Consider the following 17,030-nt stretch of genomic DNA (forward strand, 5'->3'; position numbering starts at 1 on the left):
AGCCTGATCGTGTGAAGGGCTGATTTGGGTGGTTTTCTGCCGGTCCGCTTCCCAATCTCAGATCGAAGGAAGCGGATTTTCCAGCCCCGGTCGGTTCAGCTTCTCGACACGACCGCTTCCGACACGAGATGCGCGCCGAGCGTACCCATTACCGCGCCTGCACCGCGATCAATCCAAGCCTTCGAGCGTAGGTAGGCCGAACGTGGCCGTTGTGCCGAGAACGCAACTGCTACGAGGGCGTACCAAGAAGCCTCCAGCGCAAAAACCAGTGGAGGCAGCGAAAAATACAACCATGTAGGTGCGGGCGAAGGCAGGAGAGCGGCGAAGATGCTCGCATAGACGATGGCCGTCTTGGGATTGCTGAGCTGCATAACGAGCCCGAGCGCAAAGGAGCGCAGCGCTGTCGAGGAGCAAGGCGTTTCTGCCTCCGACAACTCCAGAGGCTCCAGCGCCCCGCGCCATATCCGCATGCCGAGATAGAGGAGATACAGGCCACCGAGAACACGGAGCGCGAGATACAACCACTCCACCTGGAGAAGGATTGTCACGAGGCCGAACAGTGCGAGTGTCGCGAAGATCGCGCCGCCGACGCCCATGCCGAGTGCGGCGGCCAAACCGTCCGGACGGGACGCCTTCAGCGATACGCGGGATACGAGAACGAAGCTCGGGCCGGGGCTGACGGCACCGATGAGAAGAGCTCCGAGGATACTGATGAAGGCGAGGGTCGCAGACATGGGCAGACTCCTTGAACCGAGTGGAGTGCCCAGGCGAGCGGCATCGCGAACGATCCGCGCTCCCCGATGGTGATCCATCCGACTTCGCCAGTCACGCGGATCGGGATACTATGAGCCGATGTCAGATATAGCGCAATTGGCTCTGAGACGGGAAACTCGAATGTCGGCAATTCGGCGCCTCATAATGGCGCCCTTACGTCTTTAAAGGATCAAAAACAGCTATCCACACGATTAAGCTGATTGGGTTTTGCCTCTACCGCGCCCCGCGCCTCAAGTCCCCCTCGATCAGCAGCGCGCTGCGGCCGTCGAGCCGGGTTCGGTAGACCTGAAGGTTCTCCATCACCCGCTGCACGTAGTTGCGCGTCTCGGTGAACGGGATGCGCTCGACCCAGTCGACCACGTCGACGTCGCCCTTGCGCGGGTCGCCGTACGCGTCGATCCACTTCTTCACGTTGCCGCCGCCGGCGTTGTAGGAGGCGAAGGCGAGCACGTAGGAGCCGCGCCAATCCTCCATCAACTCGCCGAGATGGGCCTGTCCCAGCTTGGCGCAGAAGGCCGGGTCGCTGGTGAGGCGGTCCACGTCGAAGGCGGTCTGCACCCGCTTGGCGGTGCGCTGGGCGGTGGCCGGCATCATCTGCATCAGGCCGCGCGCGCCGACGCCCGACTGGGCGCGCGGGTCGAACTGGCTCTCCTGCCGGGCGATGGCGTAGACCATCGCCCGCTCCACCTGCGGCACCGCCGTGAAGGTGTCGTAGTGCGGGATGCCGATCGTCGGGTAGGCGTGCGCGTCGAGCGGCAGGCCGCGCTGGACCGCGAGCTTGCCGATCGCCACCAGCGCCCGGGCATCCTTCATGTCGGTGGCGAGGTCGCCGAGCGCCTGCAACTCGCGCGCGTCGGAGAGCTTCTGGGCGGTGTCGATGTAGAGCGGCAGCGCGAGGTCCCGCAGCCCGGCCTCTTCGAGGAGGCGCAGGGCCCGGATGTAGAGTCGCCCCTCGAACGCCTGCCGGTCGGCACCCTCCAGCTCGGCCGGCCGCCGCAACGGCAGGGAGGTCTGGCCGATGCGGGCCCGCGCCATCTGGCCGTAATAGGCGATCGGCTGCTGCGCCGCCCGCTCGTAGAACGCCCGCGCCTCGTCGGGCTTGCTCAGCGCGTCGGCCGCCCGGCCCTGCCAGTAGGCGGCCCGCGCCAGCGAGACCGGGCTCTCGGCCACCGCCGCGACCCGGGCGAAGTGGGCGGCGGCGGCGGCCGGGTCGCCCGCGAAGCGCAGGGCGATCCAGCCGGCGTGGAACTCGGCCTCGATCCGCTTCTCGGGCGAGCGCGCGGCGTGACCGCTCGCCACCGCGTAGGCGCCCCGCGCGTCGCCGAGGTCGAGGAGCCTGCGCGCGACGATCCGGCGCTCGATCCACCACTCGTCGCCGTCGACCAGCACGTCCGGGTTGGTCGGCGCCGCGGCGAGCACGGCGGCGGCCTCCTCGGGCTTGTCGGCCCGGCGGAAGTGCTGCGCCCGGGAGAACAGGTAGGAGGTGTCGTTGCGCAGTGACGGCGGCACCGCGGCCAGCGCGGCGGCGGCGCCCGAACTCTTGTCCTCCACGGCCCGCCGGGCGCGCACGAGGCTGGCATAGGCCCCGCCCGCGTAGCCCGCGGCGCGGCCGGCCGTCTCCCAATCCTCCTTCAGCAGCGCCCGCTCCATTCGGTAGCGGTGATCGATCCGGGTCAGCGTGCCGGGGAAGGCGTCGAGCACCTTCCCCTCCAGGGTCCGGCCGAAGGTCTCGCCCCGCCACAGGTCGCGCACGAGGTCGGCGGCGTCCGCCTCCAGGCCGTCGGCGCGCAGAGCGAGCGCCAGGGCGAACTTTCCCGGGGCGCTGGCGGGCCGGGCGGCGGCGAAGTAGGCGCGCACGATCGCGGGCGCCTTGCGCTCGGAGAGCAGCGCCTCCTCGGCGCGGCGCCGCAGCAGCGGACCCGCCGGCCAGTCGGGATTGGCCCGGGCGAAGGCGACCGTGCGCTCGAAGCCGATGCCGGCGCCCGCGCGGATCGCGGTCCATTCCAGCAGCGCCCGGGCCGCCGGATCGGTGAAGCCGTCGCGCATCCGGTCGCCGTCCGCGACCCGGCCGCGGCGGTAGAGGTCGATCGCCCCGCGCAGCAGCGTCGGGTCTGTGTCGCCGGAGATCTTGGGCCGGGCGGGATCGGGCACCTCCGGCACGGGAGCTGCGGGCGTCGTCGCGGCGTCGGGCAGCGGGAAGGCGATCGGCGCGTCGGCATCCGCGGAGGCGTAGGCGGCGACCGGCAGCTTGCGCGCCGGCTCCTCCGCCCGCGCGGCAGTGCCGTCGAGCTTGAGCGCGTCGGCCACCACCGCGTCGTCGCCGCCCTTCTCGGCGGCCTTCACCGAGACCGGGCCGGGGGCCTGACCGTTGACCTGTGCGGCCGGCAGCAGCGCGTCGCTCGCCGGCGGCGCGGGCTGGGTCGCCGGCGCGTCGGAGGTTCCGTGCCCGGAAACCCCCTGCCCCGCCAGGGCGACGCCGACGCTCGCCGCGAGCGCGGCGGCAGCGGCCAGATGCGAGCGCTTCCAGGCCACGGCTCGGATCACGGTCCCACCCTCCTGTCGACGGGCGCGGCAAGGGGCCAGGATCGCGGCCAGAGCGTTAAAAGCCCGTTAACCCTGGTGCCGATCCGTTTGCGCGGGGCGCCGCGAGCCCCTATGTCTGCGCCCCTGCGCCGACGCGCCGCGCCGCGCCGAGGCCGCAGAGACCCTCTGGGACGCCTGAGATGACCGAGATGACCGGGAACCGCCTGCGCGGTTCGCTGACCGCGCTGGTGACGCCGTTCCGCGACGGCGCCTTCGACGAGGCGGCCTTCCGAAAGTTCGTGAACTGGCAGATCGAGCAGGGCAGCCACGGCCTCGTGCCGACCGGCACCACCGGCGAGAGCCCGACGCTGACCCATGCCGAGCACGACCGCGTGGTCGAGGCGTGCATCGATGTCGCGGGCGGGCGCGTGCCCGTGGTCGCGGGCGCCGGCTCGAACTCCACCGCCGAGGCGGTCGAGCGGGCCCGCCACGCCGAGCGGGCCGGCGCCGACGCCGTGCTCGTGGTGACGCCCTACTACAACAAGCCGACGCAAGGCGGCCTCTACGCCCACTTCAAGGCCGTGAACGACGCCGTCGGCATCCCGATCATCATCTACAACATCCCGCCGCGCTCCGTCATCGACATGAGCGTCGAGACGATGGCCCGGCTCTTCGAGCTGAAGAACATCGCCGGCGTGAAGGATGCGACCGCCAAGATCGACCGCGTCAGCCAGCAGCGACAGGCCATGGGCGAAGGATTCGTCCAGCTTTCGGGCGAAGATGCGACGGCGCTGGGCTACAACGCCCACGGCGGCCACGGCTGCATCTCGGTTGTGGCCAACGTCGCGCCGCGGCTGTGCGCCGACCTCCAGGAGGCCTCGCTGTCGGGGGACTACGCCAAGGCGCTGGCGATCCAGGACCGGCTGTTCCCGCTCCAGGCCGGCCTGTTCGCCGAAGCGAACCCCGCCCCGGTGAAGTACGCCCTGTCCCGGCTCGGCCACGTGCGCGAGGAATTGCGGCTGCCGATGGTCCCCGTCTCCGACGCGACCCGCCGGATCGTCGACGACGCCCTGCGCCACGCCGGCCTGCTCGACGGCTGAGGGAAAGCGAACACACGATGGCGCCGAAGCCGGAGCCCGGGCGGCGCGTGGTGGCGGACAACCGCTCCGCGCGCTTCCACTACGCGATCGAGGACACGTTCGAGGCCGGCATCGCCCTGACCGGCACCGAGGTGAAATCCCTGCGCGGCGGCAAGGCCACGATCGGCGAGGCCTATGCCGGCCCGTCGGGCAACGACCTGATGCTGTTCAACGCCTTCATCCCGGAATACCTGGAGGCGAACCGCTTCAACCACGACACCAAGCGCCCGCGCCGCCTGCTGCTGCACCGCCGCCAGATCAACAAGCTGCTCGGCGCCACCCAGCGCCAGGGCTACACGGTCATCCCGCTGAAGATCTACTTCAACGACAAGGGCCGGGCGAAGGTCGAACTCGGCCTCGGCAAGGGCAAGCAGGCCCACGACAAGCGCGAGAGCGTCAAGCAGCGCGACTGGGAGCGCGACCGCGCCCGCATCCTGCGCGACCGCGGCTGACTTTTTCGGACTCCTGGCCGCGCGTGGCGTCACCCGCGCGGTGCCATCGAGGTCACGGGGCCCACCGTCGGGCGCGGCGCGATCCCGGTCGACCGGATCGCGCCGCCGGGCCTCAGCCCTCCTCGGCTTCCGGTTGGCGGATGCCGTAGCGGTTCTCCAGGCTCCGGCCCTCGCCGCGGTAGCGGCTCGGGGCCTCGCCCTGCGGGCGCGCGGGGCGCTCGCCCGGCTCGCGGCCGATACGCGACGAGAGGCTCGCGAGGTCGACGAACTCGTCGGCCTGCCGCCGCAGGTCGTCGGAGATCATGCCCGGCTGGGTCTGGATCGTCGAGATCACCGTCACGCGCACACCGCGCCGCTGCATCGCCTCGACGAGCGAGCGGAAATCGCCGTCCCCGGAGAACAGGATCATGTGGTCGATGTGCGGGCTCAGCTCCAGGGCATCGATCGCCAGCTCGATGTCCATGTTGCCCTTGTACTTCCGACGCCCGGCCGAGTCGGTGAACTCCTTCACCGGCTTCGTCACCACCCGGTAGCCGTTGTAGTCGAGCCAGTCGATCAGAGGACGGATCGACGAATACTCCTGATCTTCTATCATCGCAGTATAGTAGAAGGCGCGAAGCAGATTATCACGCGCCTGGAATTCCTTGAGAAGCTTCTTGTAGTCGATGTCGAAACCGAGTGCCTTGGTGGTCGCGTAGAGGTTGGCGCCGTCGATGAAGATGGCGCTGCGTTGTCTTGAATTCATCGAAGATCCGATCGTGAAAGAATGTGCGATTGTAGAAATATATTCGCAGTAAAGGCGGCCCCGAGGTCTCCCGAGGTCGTTCGATTGTCGGCCCGCTGAAATCCGGCGGGCGAAAGGGCGGATCGGTGGGTCGCGATCGCCGGCCGGGCTTCGACAGATTCGAGCCCGAAATCCACGCTGTCAAGTCGAGTTTAAGATTTTCTGATCAATCGCGTCCTCATGACCGATCGCATCGATCGGTGAAATCACCTAAGGTAATAAAGCCCGTGAATACGGCGGACGCCGACCGCGAAAGGAGATCGGAACGCGATCTCGTCCGGACGCTGCGCCTCGCCGTCCGGGCGAGACCTCAGCCGTTGACCCGCTCGACGCTGTTGACCGGCCGCTTGCCGCGCAGCTCGGCGATGATCGCGTTGAGGTGCTGGAGATCCCAGACCGAGAGGTCGATGGTGATGTCGGTGAAGTCCTGGGTGCGCCGCTTCATCGAGATGTTGTCGATGTTGCCGTCGTGGTCGGCGATGACCTGCGCGATCTGCGCGAACACGCCGGGCTCGTTGATCGACTTCAGCGCCAGCCGCGCGGGGTAGCGCTCAGAGCCGGAGGCCTCCGTGTCCCAGCGGACGTCGAGCCAGCGCTCGGGCTCGTTGTCGAACGCGGCGAGCGCGGCGGACTGGATCGGGTAGACCGTGACGCCGACGCCCGGGGTCAGGATGCCGACGATCCGGTCGCCCGGCACCGCGCCGCCGTTCGGCGCGAAGGTGACCGGCAGGTCGCCGTCGAGGCCGCGGATCGGGATCGCGCCGGACTTGGCGTCGCCCCCCTCCCCGCCCGGGAAGGTCAGGCGCATGGTCTGGTCGGGCGAGCGCACGAGCCGGCCGGCGCCGTTGCCGGGGGCCTGCGGCGCGCTCGGACGGCGCTCGTCGCGGTGGTCGGGGTAGACCGCCCGGACCACGTCGCCGGAGAACATCTCGCCGCGCCCCACCGCCGCGAACACGTCCTCGGTGGTCGCCCGCGCGAGCCGCGGCAGCGCGCCGCGCAGCTTGTCCTCGGTGAACGCCTTGGCGGCCCGCTCGAAGGCGCGGTCGAGGATCTGCCGCCCGAGGCCGGCATATTGCCGGCGCACCGCCGCCCGGGTCGCACGCCGGATCGCCGCCCGCGCCTTGCCGGTGACGACGAGGGATTCCCAGGCTGCCGGCGGCGCGGCGCCGTCTGAGCGGCTGATCTCGACCTCGTCGCCGTTGGCGAGTTCGTGCAGCAGCGGCGCGATCCGGCCGTTGATCTTGGCGCCGACCGCGGTGTTGCCGACGTCGGTGTGGACCGCGTAGGCGAAATCGATCGGCGTGGCGCCCCGCGGCAGGGCGATCAGGCGGCCCTTCGGGGTGAAGCAGAACACCTGGTCCTGGAATAGTTCGAGCTTGGTGTGCTCCAGGAACTCCTCGGGGCTATCGCCCTCGGCGAGCAGTTCGATGGTGCGGCGCAGCCACTGGTAGGCGCCGCTCTCGGTGGCCAGCCGCGCGTGGACGCTGCCGTCGGCGCACCGGCGGGCCGCGCCCTCCTTGTAATGGGCGTGGGCGGCGATGCCGTACTCGGCGATCTCGTCCATCGCGGTCGTGCGGATCTGCAATTCGACCCGCTGGCTCTGCGGCCCGATCACCGTGGTGTGGATCGAGCGGTAGTCATTCTGCTTCGGGGTCGAGATGTAGTCCTTGTAGCGGCCCGGCACCATCGGCCAGCTCGTATGGACGACGCCGAGCGCCGCGTAGCAGGCCTCCAGGGAATCCACCACGACCCGGAACCCGAAGATGTCGGAGAGCTGCTCGAACGCGACCGACTTGCGCTCCATCTTCGACCAGATCGAGTAGGGCCGCTTCTGGCGCCCGGTCACGGTCGCGGCGATGCCCCGGGCGCCGAGCTTGTCGGTCAGCACCTGCTCGATGCTCTCGACGAGGCGCTCGGACTTGGCCGTGAGCCGCGCCAGCCGGTCTGAGATCGTCGCGTAGACGTCCGGCTCCAGGTTGCGCAGGCCGAGATCCTCCAGTTCCTCGCGCAGCTCCTGCATGCCCATCCGGGCGGCGAGCGGCGCGTAGATGTCGAGGGTCTCCTTGGCGATGCGCTGGCGCTTGTCCTCGCGCATGTGCTGGAGGGTGCGCATGTTGTGCAGGCGGTCGGCGAGCTTGACGAGCAGCACGCGCACGTCTGCCGCGACCGCCAGCAGGAGCTTGCGGAAGTTTTCGCCCTGGGCCGCCTGCTTCGAGACGAGGTCGAGCCGCTTCAGCTTGGTCAGCCCGTCGACCAGCGCACCGATCTCGGGGCCGAACAGCCGGCGGATCTCCTCCAGCGTCGCCTCGGTGTCCTCCACCGTGTCGTGCAGCACGGCGGCGACGATGGTGGCGTCGTCGAGGTGCAGGTCGGTGAGGATCGCCGCCACTTCGAGGGGGTGGGCGAAGAACGGGTCGCCCGAGGCCCGCTTCTGCGTGCCGTGCGCCTGCATCGCGTAGACGTAGGCGCGGTTGAGCAGGGCCTCGTCGGCGGCCGGATTGTAGCGCTTGACCCGCTCGACGAGTTCGTACTGGCGCATCATCCGCCGGGAAATCGTCGCCTCCTGCGCGCCGCGCGCCGCCATGTTCACCACCCGCGTTGTCCCGCAACGCTCGCGCCCGCGCCAGCCCCGCGGCGCTGCAAAGGCGTCGCAACCGGCGTTTTTTTGAGGTTCCGCCGTGCCGCAGCGCACATCGCCGGGGGATGCCGCGGCCGGCCCGGCGCGTTGAGAGCGGGTCCGCCGCCGCGTCGGACGCGCGCAGCGGGACAGGAGGAACGATGGACGAGACCGGGATCCGCACCCTCGATGCCCCGCGCTGCCATCTCGGCGAGGGGCCGAGCTACTACCCCGCGACCGGCACCGCGCGCTGGCTCGACATCCTGGAGCGGCGCCTGTTCGAGATCCCGCTCGACGGGACGGGCCCGGCGCTGACGCACACCCTGCCGTTCATGGCGAGCGCCATCGCGGCGGTCGATCCCGGACGGATCCTGCTGGCGGCCGAGGACGGTCTCTACCTGCGCGACCTGCGCGACGGGACCCTGACCCTGCACGGCCCGCTGGAGGCGGACGATCCCGGCACGCGCTCGAACGACTGGCGCGTCCATCCCTGCGGCGCCCTGTGGATCGGTACCATGGGCCGGGACGCCGAGCCCGGCCGCGGCGCGATCTACCACGTGGCGGGCACGACCGTGACGCGGCTCTACGCCAACCTCACCATCCCCAATGCCATCTGCTTCTCGCCGGACGGCGCCAGCGGCTACTTCGTCGATACCGACGAGGGGCTCCTGCGCCGGGTCGCCCTCGACTCCGCGACCGGCCTGCCGGTGGCCGAGCCGGCGACCCTCTACGACCACCGCGGCGGCGCGGGCGGCATCGACGGGGCGGCGGTCGACGCGGACGGCCTGATCTGGAGCGCGCGCTGGGGGGCGGCCTGCATCGACGCCTACAGCCCGGCGGGCGAGCGTGTGCGCAGTCTGCCCGTGCCCGCCAGCCGCCCGAGTTGCCCGACCTTCGCCGGTCGCGGCCTCGACCGGCTGCTCGTCACCTCCGCCTGGGAGGGCATGGACGCGGCCGAGCGGGCGGCCGATCCCGGCCATGGCCTGACGTTCCTCCTCGATCCCGGCACGCGCGGCCCGCTCGAGCCGGCCTTCCGCCCCTGAGGCGATTCCCCCGTCGCCGCGGGAACGCACCACCCACCCCGCGCGTCGGGACGGCGGCCGCGTCGACGCGCGCTGGAGACTTCGGAGACCCCATGCCCGAGCCGGACCGGCCCTATCGCCCGATCGAGGATTACGCGCTGATCGGCAACGGCCACGGCGCCGCCCTGGTCGCCCGCGACGGCTCGATCGACTGGGCCTGCCTGGAGCGCTTCGACGCGGAGCCGATCTTCTCCCGGATCCTCGACCGCCTGCGCGGCGGCTACTTCGCGCTGCGGCCCGAGGGCGCGTTCGAGGCCGAGCGGCTGTACCTGCGCCGCACCAACATCCTCAGCACCACCTTCACCACCGAGACCGGGGTGGTGAGCCTGCACGACTTCATGGTGGCCCCGGAGGACGGGGCCCGCCACCCCCATCTCGTCCGGCTGGTCACCGGCGTGTCCGGCAAGGTGCCGATGGTGGCGATCTACCGGCCCCTGCGCGGCTTCGCGGAGGCGTTCGAGCCCCTGGAAGCCGAGGACGGGCACGTGACCGCCCCGGGCCATCCGCGGCTGGCCGCCGACGTGCCGTTCGCGATCGAGGGCGACTGCGCGGTGGCCCGGTTCAGCATCGACGGCGCCGAGGACCACAGTTTCGCGCTCCACGCCGAGGGCGAGCGGCCGCTGCGGCCGGACGCCCGCGATCTCCTGGAAATGGCGCGCCGCGCCTGGGCGGGGTGGACGGCGGGCGCCGCCTACGACGGGCCGCTCTCCGACGCGCTGACGCGCTCGGCCCTGGTCCTCAAGGGCCTGATCTACGAGCCGACGGGAGCGATCGTCGCCGCGCCCACCACGTCGCTGCCGGAGGAGATCGGCGGCGTGCGCAACTGGGATTACCGGTTCTGCTGGATCCGGGACGCCTGCCTGTCCTTCTACGTGCTGAAGAAGTTCGGCATGGTCGCTGAATCGGAGGCGTTCTTCCGCTACGTCTGCAGCCTCTCCGAGCGCGAGAAGGGCGGCCTGCGCCCGCTCTACGCGATCGCCGGCGAATCGGATCTCAGCGAGCACGCGGTGCCGCATTTCGAGGGTTGGCGGGGCTCAAGCCCGGTCCGCTACGGCAACGAGGCGGCCGACCAGCATCAGGCCGACGCCTACGGGCAGCTCCTCGACCTCCTGTACATGTACCACCGCCTCGGCGGCACGATCCCGGACGCCGCGGCGGCGCGGGCGCGCCACCTCGTGAAGTTCTCGGCCCGGCACTGGCACGAGACCGATGCGGGGCTGTGGGAGCCGCGGAAGCCCGAGAAGCACTACCTGCACGCCGCGATCATGAACTGGGTCGCGCTCGACCGGGCGATCCGCCTGTTCGGCGAGCGGGACGACTGGTGCGCCGAGCGCGACAGGATCGTCGCCCGGGTCAACGGCGAGGGCGTTCACCGCGACGGCTACTACCCGCAATACATCGGCAGCAACGACGTCGACGCGGCGCTGCTGATCGCGCCGATGGTCGATTTTCCCGTGGACGAAGCCGTGTTCGCGCGCACCGTCGACGTGATCATCGAGCGGCTCGGCCGCGGGCCCCTGGTCTACCGCTACCTGAACGACGACGGGCTGCCGGGCCACGAGGGCACGTTCCTGATCTGCGCCTTCTGGCTCGTCGACGCCCTGGCGTGGCTCGGCCGCATCGAGGAGGCGACGACCCGGTTCGCCGCCCTGCGGGCGCTCCAGAACGATGTCGGCCTCTACGCCGAGGAGGTCGCCGAAGACCACACCTTCCTCGGGAACTTCCCGCAGGCGTTCAGCCACCTCGCCTTCATCCACTCGGCGCTGGTGCTGGACCTCTACGCCCATGGCGGGCGGGCTGCGGTGCGCGGCACCTACGCCGACCGGACCCTGCGCGAGACCGACGAGCGCCGGGCCCCGCGCATCGAATCGCCCCGCGGCTGAGGCGGGACCACCCTTTCGAACACGGATGCGGGACGGCCGAAGGGCAGCCCCCAGAGCGCTCTCCGCCGAGGTAGATGCCGGTTCGGCGAAAGAGATCGCGACAGAACAAGAAATCGGAGCTGCTCCCGATCGCAACGCGATCGGGAGCAGCTCTGAGTCCTAGAAAATCACTCCGCCTCGTCGTCGGTCTCGGCGGGCGGCGCGAGGTTCTCGAGGCCGCGCAGCAGGTCCTCCTCGCTCATCCGGTCGAACTGCACCGAGGCGTCGTCGCTCGACGATTGCGGGGCCACCGCGGCGGCGGCCGGCGAGCTCGACAGCAGCGGCACGGTCTCGGCCTCCGGCTCGTCGACCTCGACGTACTTCTGGAGCGAGTGGATCAACTGCTCCTTGAGATCGTCGGCGGTGATCGTCTCGTCGCCGATCTCGCGCAGCGCGACGACCGGGTTCTTGTCGCGGTCGCGGTCCACCGTCAGCGGGGCACCGGCCGCGAGCAGCCGGGCGCGGTGGCTCGCCAGCAGCACCAGCTCGAAGCGGTTCTCGACCTTCTCGATGCAATCTTCGACGGTGACGCGCGCCATGCCTGACGGCTCCTTCTCGGGAACGGGATTCTCGGGGGTTGGCGGCGTCTTACACCGGAAGCCGATGTGCAACAAGCAGAGGGGGTTGACCGCCCCCTGCCGGGTTTACCGGCTGGGCGCGTTGCCGAATGTTGCTGCACGGTCAACGCCTGGAGGGAGGCATACGATGCGGCAAGGATTCAACCGGCGCCATCTGCTCGGCTGCGGCTGCGGCCTCGGCGCGGGCCTGATCGCGGCGGCCGCGATGCCCGCCCGGGCGCTGGCGGCGGCGCCCTCCTCGAAGAAGACCGACATGACGCCGGACCAAGCGCTCAAGGCGCTGAAGGACGGCAATGCCAACTACCTGACCGACTCGCCGGTCCGATCCGCGCAGGGGCGCGACCGCCGCATCGAGATCGCGCTCGGCCAGACGCCGTTCTGCGTGCTCGTGAGCTGCTCCGACAGCCGCGTCTCGCCCGAGATCCTGTTCGGGCGCGGCCTCGGCGAGCTGTTCATCGTCCGCAACGCCGGCAACACGATCGACACGACGGCGATGGGCTCGATCGAGTACGCGATCGCCCAGCTCGGCGTGCCGCTGATCCTGGTGATGGGCCACAGCCGCTGCGGCGCCGTCGAGGCCGCCGTGAACGTCGTGCAGAAGAACACCGTCTTCCCCGGCGCGATCGGCCAGATGGTCGAGCCGATCGTCCCCGCGGTGCTCAGCGTGAAGGACAAGCCGGGCGATCTCCTGGAGAACGCTGTCCGCGCCAACGTGGACCGCACCGTGACCCGCCTGCGCTCCGCGTCCGGGCCGCTGCTGCTGGATCCGCTGGGCTCGGGCAAGCTCCGGGTGGTCGGCGCCGCCTACAGCCTCGATACCGGCAACGTCGACTTCTTCAACGAGGCCTGAGCGCCCGGCGCGTTGTTGACAACGCGCCGCCGCGGGTGCGACTGCCCGGTCCCGAATTCCGGAGGCGGCCGAGAGGGGCGGCGCGGGCGCGCCGCGGGAGCCATGCGCGCACTCATCTTTCCGGGCCAGGGCAGCCAGGCGGTCGGCATGGCCAAGGACCTGGCCGAGGCGTTCCCGCAGGCGCGGGCCGTGCTCGACGAGGTCGACGACGCCCTGGGCCAGCACCTGTCCCGGCTGATGTTCGAGGGCCCGGCCGAGGAACTGACCCTGACGACCAATGCCCAGCCGGCGCTGATGGCGGCGAGCCTCGCGGTGGTCCGCGTGCTCGAGGCCGAGCGCGGCCTCGATCTCCCCCGCGACGTGGCCTGCGTGGCCGGCCACTCGCTCGGCGAGTACGCGGCGCTCGCCGCCGCCGGCAGCCTGACGATTGCCGACGCGGCGCGCCTGCTTCGGATCCGCGGCGAGGCGATGCAGGCGGCGGTGCCACCGGGGGCCGGCGCCATGGCCGCGCTGATCGGCACGGACGTCGCCGCCGCGCACGCCATCGCCGACGAGGCCGCGGAGGGCACGGTCTGCGGCGTGGCCAACGACAACGGCGGCGGGCAGGTCGTGCTCTCGGGCGACCGCGCCGCGGTCGAGCGCGCCGTCGCCCTGGCCCCGGCGCGCGGGATCAAGCGCGCGGTGATGCTCAACGTCTCCGCCCCGTTCCACTGCCGGCTAATGGCGCCGGCCGCGCGGACGATGGCCGAGGCCCTGGCCAAGGTCGACCTGCGCGCCCCGCGGGTGAGCCTCTACGCCAACGTCACCGCCGCACCCGCGACCGGGCCGGACGCGATCCGCACCGCCCTGGTCGAGCAGGTCACGGCCACCGTGCGCTGGCGCGAGAGCGTCGCGGCGATGGCGGCCGCGGGCATCGACCGCTTCCACGAACTCGGCGCCGGCAAGGTGCTCACCGGCCTGGTCAAGCGGATCGCCCCCGGCGCCCAGGCCGCCGCGATCGGCACGCCCGCCGACGTCGCCGCCTTCGCGCTCTGACGCGGATCTCTTCTCAACGCGCCCTCCCGCGCCGAACCGGCCTCCGCTTCGGCACCGGGCGCTCCAGCGGGACCTCAGCATGTTCGATCTGACCGGCCGCAAAGCCCTCGTCACCGGCGCGACCGGCGGCCTCGGCCGCGCCATCGCCACGGCGCTGCACGCGCAGGGTGCCACCGTCGCGCTCTCGGGCACCCGGCCCGAGGCTCTGGCGGCGCTGGCCGCGGACCTGGGGGAGCGCGCGCACCCGGTGCCCGCCGACCTCGCCGACCCGGCCGCGGTCGAGGCGCTGGTGCCGGCGGCCGAGGCCGCGGCCGGGCCCCTCGACATCCTCGTGAACAACGCGGGCATCACCCGCGACAACCTGTTCATGCGGATGAAGGACGAGGAGTGGGAGCAGGTGCTCGCGGTCAACCTCACCGCCGCCTTCCGCCTGTCGCGGGCGGCGGTGAAGGGCATGATGCGCCGCCGCCACGGCCGGATCATCGGCATCGGCTCGGTGGTCGGCGCCACCGGCAATCCCGGCCAGGGGAACTACGCCGCGGCCAAGGCCGGCCTCGTCGGCCTCACAAAGGCGCTCGCCGCCGAGGTCGCCTCGCGCGGCATCACCGTGAACTGCGTCGCCCCGGGGTTCATCGCCTCGCCCATGACCGACGCGCTGAACGAGAAGCAGCGCGAGGGCATCCTCGGCCGCGTGCCCGCGGGCCGGCTCGGCGAGGGGTCCGAGGTCGCCGCCGCCTGCGTGTACCTCGCCTCGGCGGAGGCCGGCTACGTCACCGGCCACACCCTGCACGTGAACGGCGGCATGGCGATGTTCTAGCGCTTCGCCGGAGCGGAGACCGGGGCCGGCGCGCGGCGCGAACCGGCCCCGCCGAGGGGCTCGGGACACGGAAAAGCCACAGCGATGAAGGGGCGGTGAACGGGCCCTCGCCAGCGCGGGAACCCTGTGCTACCACCCCCGGCGGCCGTACAGGGGCTTGACGGTTCAGCGGGTTTTCAGTCCAAGACCCTCGCCGGGGCTGTCCCGGCTCACCGCGATGCACGCGCGATCGGACACCGGCCTGCCAAGGGTCCCGCAGGGGCTCGGCGGGCCACGGCACACCCAAGACGACGCGAACAGACCAGAAGGACGAGGACGGAAGACCGATGAGCGATATCGCTGAGCGCGTGAAGAAGATCGTCGTCGAGCATCTGGGCGTCGAGCCCGAGAAGGTGGTCGAGAGCGCCAACTTCATCGACGACCTCGGTGCCGACAGCCTCGACACGGTCGAGCTGGTGATGGCGTTCGAGGAGGAGTTCAACGTCGAGATCCCGGACGATGCCGCCGAGACGATCCAGACGGTGGGCGACGCGGTGAAGTTCCTGGAGAAGAACTCCGCCGCCTGACGGGCTGTCGGTTTTCATGCGGCGCGGGTGAGGCGATTTCGCCCCCGCGCCGTTATCGTTTTTGAGGTCAGTACGGGACGGGAAGCATGCGTCGGGTCGTGGTCACGGGTCTGGGGATGGTCACGCCGCTCGGGCGCGGAGTGGAGCACACCTGGAGCCGGCTGATCGCGGGCGACAGCGGCGCCGGCCCGATCCGCGGCTTCGAGTCGGCCGACCTGCCCTGCCGGATCGCCTGCCAGATCCCGTTCGGCGACGGGACGGACGGCACCTTCAACCCCGACGCGGTGATGGAGGTGAAGGAGCAGCGCAAGGTCGACCCGTTCATCGTCTACGCGATGGCGGCGGCGGGTGAGGCGCTGGAGGATGCCGGCTGGCACCCGAAATCCCACGAGGACCAGTGCGCCACCGGCGTGCTGATCGGCTCCGGCATCGGCGGCATCGGCGGCATCTACGACGCCTCCGTGACCCTGCACGAGAAGGGACCGCGCCGGATCTCGCCGTTCTTCATCCCCGGCCGGATCATCAACCTCGCCTCGGGCCAGGTCTCGATCGCCCACGGCCTCAAGGGGCCGAACAACGCGGTGGTCACCGCCTGCTCCACCGGCGCGCACGCGATCGGCGATGCCTCGCGGCTGATCGGCCTCGGCGACGCCGACGTGATGGTGGCGGGCGGGGCCGAATCGCCCGTCAACCGTCTGTCGATTGCCGGCTTCTCCGCCTGCCGCGCCCTCTCCACCGGTTTCAACGACGCCCCCGAGCGGGCGAGCCGCCCCTACGACCGCGACCGCGACGGCTTCGTCATGGGCGAGGGCGCCGGTATCGTCGTGCTGGAGGAGTACGAGCACGCCAAGGCCCGCGGCGCCAGGATCTACGCCGAGATCATCGGCTACGGCCTCTCGGGCGACGCCTATCACATCACCTCGCCCTCGCCGGACGGCGACGGCGCCTTCCGCTGCATGACCGCCGCCGTGAAGCGCGCCGGCATCGATCCGGGTGCGATCGACTACATCAACGCCCACGGCACCTCGACGCCGATGGGCGACGAGCTGGAGCTGAAGGCTGTCGAGCGCCTGCTCGGCGACGCCGCCGGCACCGCGACCATGTCCTCCACCAAGAGTTCGGTCGGCCACCTGCTCGGCGCCGCCGGCTCGGTCGAGGCGATCTTCTCGATTCTGACGATCCGCGACGGCGTGATTCCGCCAACGCTCAACCTCGACAACCCCTCCGTCCAGACGAAGATCGACCTCGTGCCGTTCGAGGCCAAGCGCAAGCGGGTCGACGTGGCGCTGTCCAATTCGTTCGGATTCGGCGGGACGAACGCATCCCTGGTTGTGCGGCGGGTCGCTTGAGCCCTCAGCAGAGCTTCACGTTGCTGACCTGCACGGCGATCGTGTAGCCGCGTAAATCATTCGTGGTCGTGCCGGTGAACAGCCGAGTGATCTGCGGCAGGTAGGGCCTGTAGGTCATCGACATCACCACGACGATCGCCACGTCGAGTTCGTTGAGCACGGCGAGCGCCCGGGCCGCGATATCCGCATCGACGGAGGTGCTGGTGCCGCGGCAGACACGGATCGCCCCCGAGACCTCGTTGATCTGGAGAATGCCGAGCGTCATGCTCGGGAAGCGGACCAGCACGTTGGCCTTGCGGTCGGTGTAGGCCTGGATCGTATCGGTGGTGCAGCTCAGGTAGCCCGGCGTCGAGGAGGCCGGGCAGGACACGATCGCCGACGCGATCTGCGTGCTCGACCGCTCGATCTCGCGGTTGAAGGCCGAGATGTTGATCAGGTCGATGGCCGCCGCCGTCAGGCTCATCAGCATCGTGGCGAGCAGCGCGAACTCGACCGCGGCGGCGCCGCGGCGCGCCCGGACGAAGCGTGCGAGGCGACCCATC

At 70.8% G+C, this 17,030-nt stretch carries 15 protein-coding genes and 1 riboswitch; of the genes, 9 read left to right on the forward strand and 6 right to left on the reverse strand.

Translation table 11 applies throughout. The features are described from left to right. Nucleotides 1-95: 95 nt before the first annotated feature. Together Q8W71_RS07485 and Q8W71_RS07490 are read right to left on the reverse strand one after the other, a co-directional pair. Entirely contained in the window at nt 96-734 is a 639-nt protein-coding gene (locus Q8W71_RS07485) for a LysE family translocator (protein ID WP_305524716.1), read from the reverse strand. A 20-nt stretch (nt 735-754) separates the two neighbouring features. After that, a riboswitch (ZMP/ZTP riboswitch) is annotated at nt 755-839 on the reverse strand. Between the two features lie 148 nt (nt 840-987). Next, nucleotides 988-3,318 carry a lytic transglycosylase domain-containing protein gene (locus Q8W71_RS07490; RefSeq protein WP_370875359.1) on the reverse strand — a complete coding sequence of 777 codons (2,331 nt, stop codon included), beginning with the start codon at nt 3,316-3,318 and terminating at the stop codon, nt 988-990. 179 nt (nt 3,319-3,497) lie between these two features. Here Q8W71_RS07490 and dapA point away from each other — a divergent pair, with 179 nt between their 5' ends. Next, entirely contained in the window at nt 3,498-4,397 is a 900-nt protein-coding gene (gene dapA, locus Q8W71_RS07495; RefSeq protein WP_305524717.1) for a 4-hydroxy-tetrahydrodipicolinate synthase, read from the forward strand. Nucleotides 4,398-4,414: 17 nt separating this feature from the next. Then, nucleotides 4,415-4,888 (forward strand): SsrA-binding protein SmpB, encoded by a 474-nt coding sequence (smpB, locus tag Q8W71_RS07500; protein WP_305524718.1) that lies wholly within the window; start codon nt 4,415-4,417, stop codon nt 4,886-4,888. 112 nt (nt 4,889-5,000) lie between these two features. Here smpB and Q8W71_RS07505 read toward each other — a convergent pair whose 3' ends face one another. Both Q8W71_RS07505 and Q8W71_RS07510 read right to left on the reverse strand, forming a co-directional pair. After that, the gene (locus Q8W71_RS07505; protein WP_305524719.1) at nt 5,001-5,633 is read right to left on the reverse strand and encodes a LabA-like NYN domain-containing protein; all 633 of its coding nucleotides are present in this window, start codon (nt 5,631-5,633) and stop codon (nt 5,001-5,003) included. 349 nt (nt 5,634-5,982) lie between these two features. Further along, nucleotides 5,983-8,214 (reverse strand): RelA/SpoT family protein, encoded by a 2,232-nt coding sequence (locus tag Q8W71_RS07510; protein ID WP_305524795.1) that lies wholly within the window; start codon nt 8,212-8,214, stop codon nt 5,983-5,985. 236 nt (nt 8,215-8,450) lie between these two features. Here Q8W71_RS07510 and Q8W71_RS07515 point away from each other — a divergent pair, with 236 nt between their 5' ends. Together Q8W71_RS07515 and Q8W71_RS07520 are read left to right on the forward strand one after the other, a co-directional pair. Then, nucleotides 8,451-9,332, forward strand: coding sequence for an SMP-30/gluconolactonase/LRE family protein (locus Q8W71_RS07515; RefSeq protein WP_305524720.1), 882 nt, complete (start codon nt 8,451-8,453; stop codon nt 9,330-9,332). Nucleotides 9,333-9,424: 92 nt separating this feature from the next. Continuing rightward, nucleotides 9,425-11,254 (forward strand): glycoside hydrolase family 15 protein, encoded by a 1,830-nt coding sequence (locus Q8W71_RS07520; RefSeq protein WP_305524721.1) that lies wholly within the window; start codon nt 9,425-9,427, stop codon nt 11,252-11,254. A gap of 167 nt (nt 11,255-11,421) precedes the next feature. Here Q8W71_RS07520 and rpoZ read toward each other — a convergent pair whose 3' ends face one another. Next, nucleotides 11,422-11,832, reverse strand: a complete 411-nt coding sequence (gene rpoZ, locus Q8W71_RS07525; protein ID WP_305524722.1) for a DNA-directed RNA polymerase subunit omega — start codon at nt 11,830-11,832, stop codon at nt 11,422-11,424. Nucleotides 11,833-11,998: 166 nt separating this feature from the next. Here rpoZ and Q8W71_RS07530 point away from each other — a divergent pair, with 166 nt between their 5' ends. The 5 genes from Q8W71_RS07530 (at nt 11,999) to fabF (ending at nt 16,488) form a co-directional block, all read left to right on the forward strand. Next, entirely contained in the window at nt 11,999-12,721 is a 723-nt protein-coding gene (locus tag Q8W71_RS07530) for a carbonic anhydrase (RefSeq protein ID WP_305524723.1), read from the forward strand. 102 nt (nt 12,722-12,823) lie between these two features. Next, on the forward strand, nt 12,824-13,756 hold the full coding sequence (fabD, locus tag Q8W71_RS07535; protein WP_305524724.1) for an ACP S-malonyltransferase: 933 nt from the start codon (nt 12,824-12,826) through the stop codon (nt 13,754-13,756). Nucleotides 13,757-13,835: 79 nt separating this feature from the next. Beyond that, nucleotides 13,836-14,573 carry a 3-oxoacyl-[acyl-carrier-protein] reductase gene (gene fabG / locus Q8W71_RS07540; protein ID WP_305524725.1) on the forward strand — a complete coding sequence of 246 codons (738 nt, stop codon included), beginning with the start codon at nt 13,836-13,838 and terminating at the stop codon, nt 14,571-14,573. Nucleotides 14,574-14,899: 326 nt separating this feature from the next. Further along, on the forward strand, nt 14,900-15,139 hold the full coding sequence (locus Q8W71_RS07545; protein ID WP_007559070.1) for an acyl carrier protein: 240 nt from the start codon (nt 14,900-14,902) through the stop codon (nt 15,137-15,139). An 86-nt stretch (nt 15,140-15,225) separates the two neighbouring features. After that, entirely contained in the window at nt 15,226-16,488 is a 1,263-nt protein-coding gene (gene fabF, locus Q8W71_RS07550; RefSeq protein WP_305524726.1) for a beta-ketoacyl-ACP synthase II, read from the forward strand. A 4-nt stretch (nt 16,489-16,492) separates the two neighbouring features. Here fabF and Q8W71_RS07555 read toward each other — a convergent pair whose 3' ends face one another. Continuing rightward, nucleotides 16,493-17,029: a TadE/TadG family type IV pilus assembly protein gene (locus tag Q8W71_RS07555; protein ID WP_305524727.1), complete on the reverse strand. Its 537-nt coding sequence runs from the start codon at nt 17,027-17,029 to the stop codon at nt 16,493-16,495. Nucleotide 17,030 lies beyond the last annotated feature (1 nt).

This window comes from Methylobacterium amylolyticum, assembly GCF_030700245.1.
Taxonomy (GTDB): domain Bacteria; phylum Pseudomonadota; class Alphaproteobacteria; order Rhizobiales; family Beijerinckiaceae; genus Methylobacterium.

Coding starts and splice junctions, on each gene's coding strand:
- Q8W71_RS07485 (WP_305524716.1), bottom strand. CDS start 734: ATGTCTGCGACCCTCGCCTTCATCAGTATCCTCGGAGCTCTTCTCATC.
- dapA (WP_305524717.1), top strand. CDS start 3,498: ATGACCGAGATGACCGGGAACCGCCTGCGCGGTTCGCTGACCGCGCTG.
- smpB (WP_305524718.1), top strand. CDS start 4,415: ATGGCGCCGAAGCCGGAGCCCGGGCGGCGCGTGGTGGCGGACAACCGC.
- Q8W71_RS07505 (WP_305524719.1), bottom strand. CDS start 5,633: ATGAATTCAAGACAACGCAGCGCCATCTTCATCGACGGCGCCAACCTC.
- Q8W71_RS07510 (WP_305524795.1), bottom strand. CDS start 8,214: ATGATGCGCCAGTACGAACTCGTCGAGCGGGTCAAGCGCTACAATCCG.
- Q8W71_RS07515 (WP_305524720.1), top strand. CDS start 8,451: ATGGACGAGACCGGGATCCGCACCCTCGATGCCCCGCGCTGCCATCTC.
- Q8W71_RS07520 (WP_305524721.1), top strand. CDS start 9,425: ATGCCCGAGCCGGACCGGCCCTATCGCCCGATCGAGGATTACGCGCTG.
- rpoZ (WP_305524722.1), bottom strand. CDS start 11,832: ATGGCGCGCGTCACCGTCGAAGATTGCATCGAGAAGGTCGAGAACCGC.
- Q8W71_RS07530 (WP_305524723.1), top strand. CDS start 11,999: ATGCGGCAAGGATTCAACCGGCGCCATCTGCTCGGCTGCGGCTGCGGC.
- fabD (WP_305524724.1), top strand. CDS start 12,824: ATGCGCGCACTCATCTTTCCGGGCCAGGGCAGCCAGGCGGTCGGCATG.
- fabG (WP_305524725.1), top strand. CDS start 13,836: ATGTTCGATCTGACCGGCCGCAAAGCCCTCGTCACCGGCGCGACCGGC.
- Q8W71_RS07545 (WP_007559070.1), top strand. CDS start 14,900: ATGAGCGATATCGCTGAGCGCGTGAAGAAGATCGTCGTCGAGCATCTG.
- fabF (WP_305524726.1), top strand. CDS start 15,226: ATGCGTCGGGTCGTGGTCACGGGTCTGGGGATGGTCACGCCGCTCGGG.
- Q8W71_RS07555 (WP_305524727.1), bottom strand. CDS start 17,029: ATGGGTCGCCTCGCACGCTTCGTCCGGGCGCGCCGCGGCGCCGCCGCG.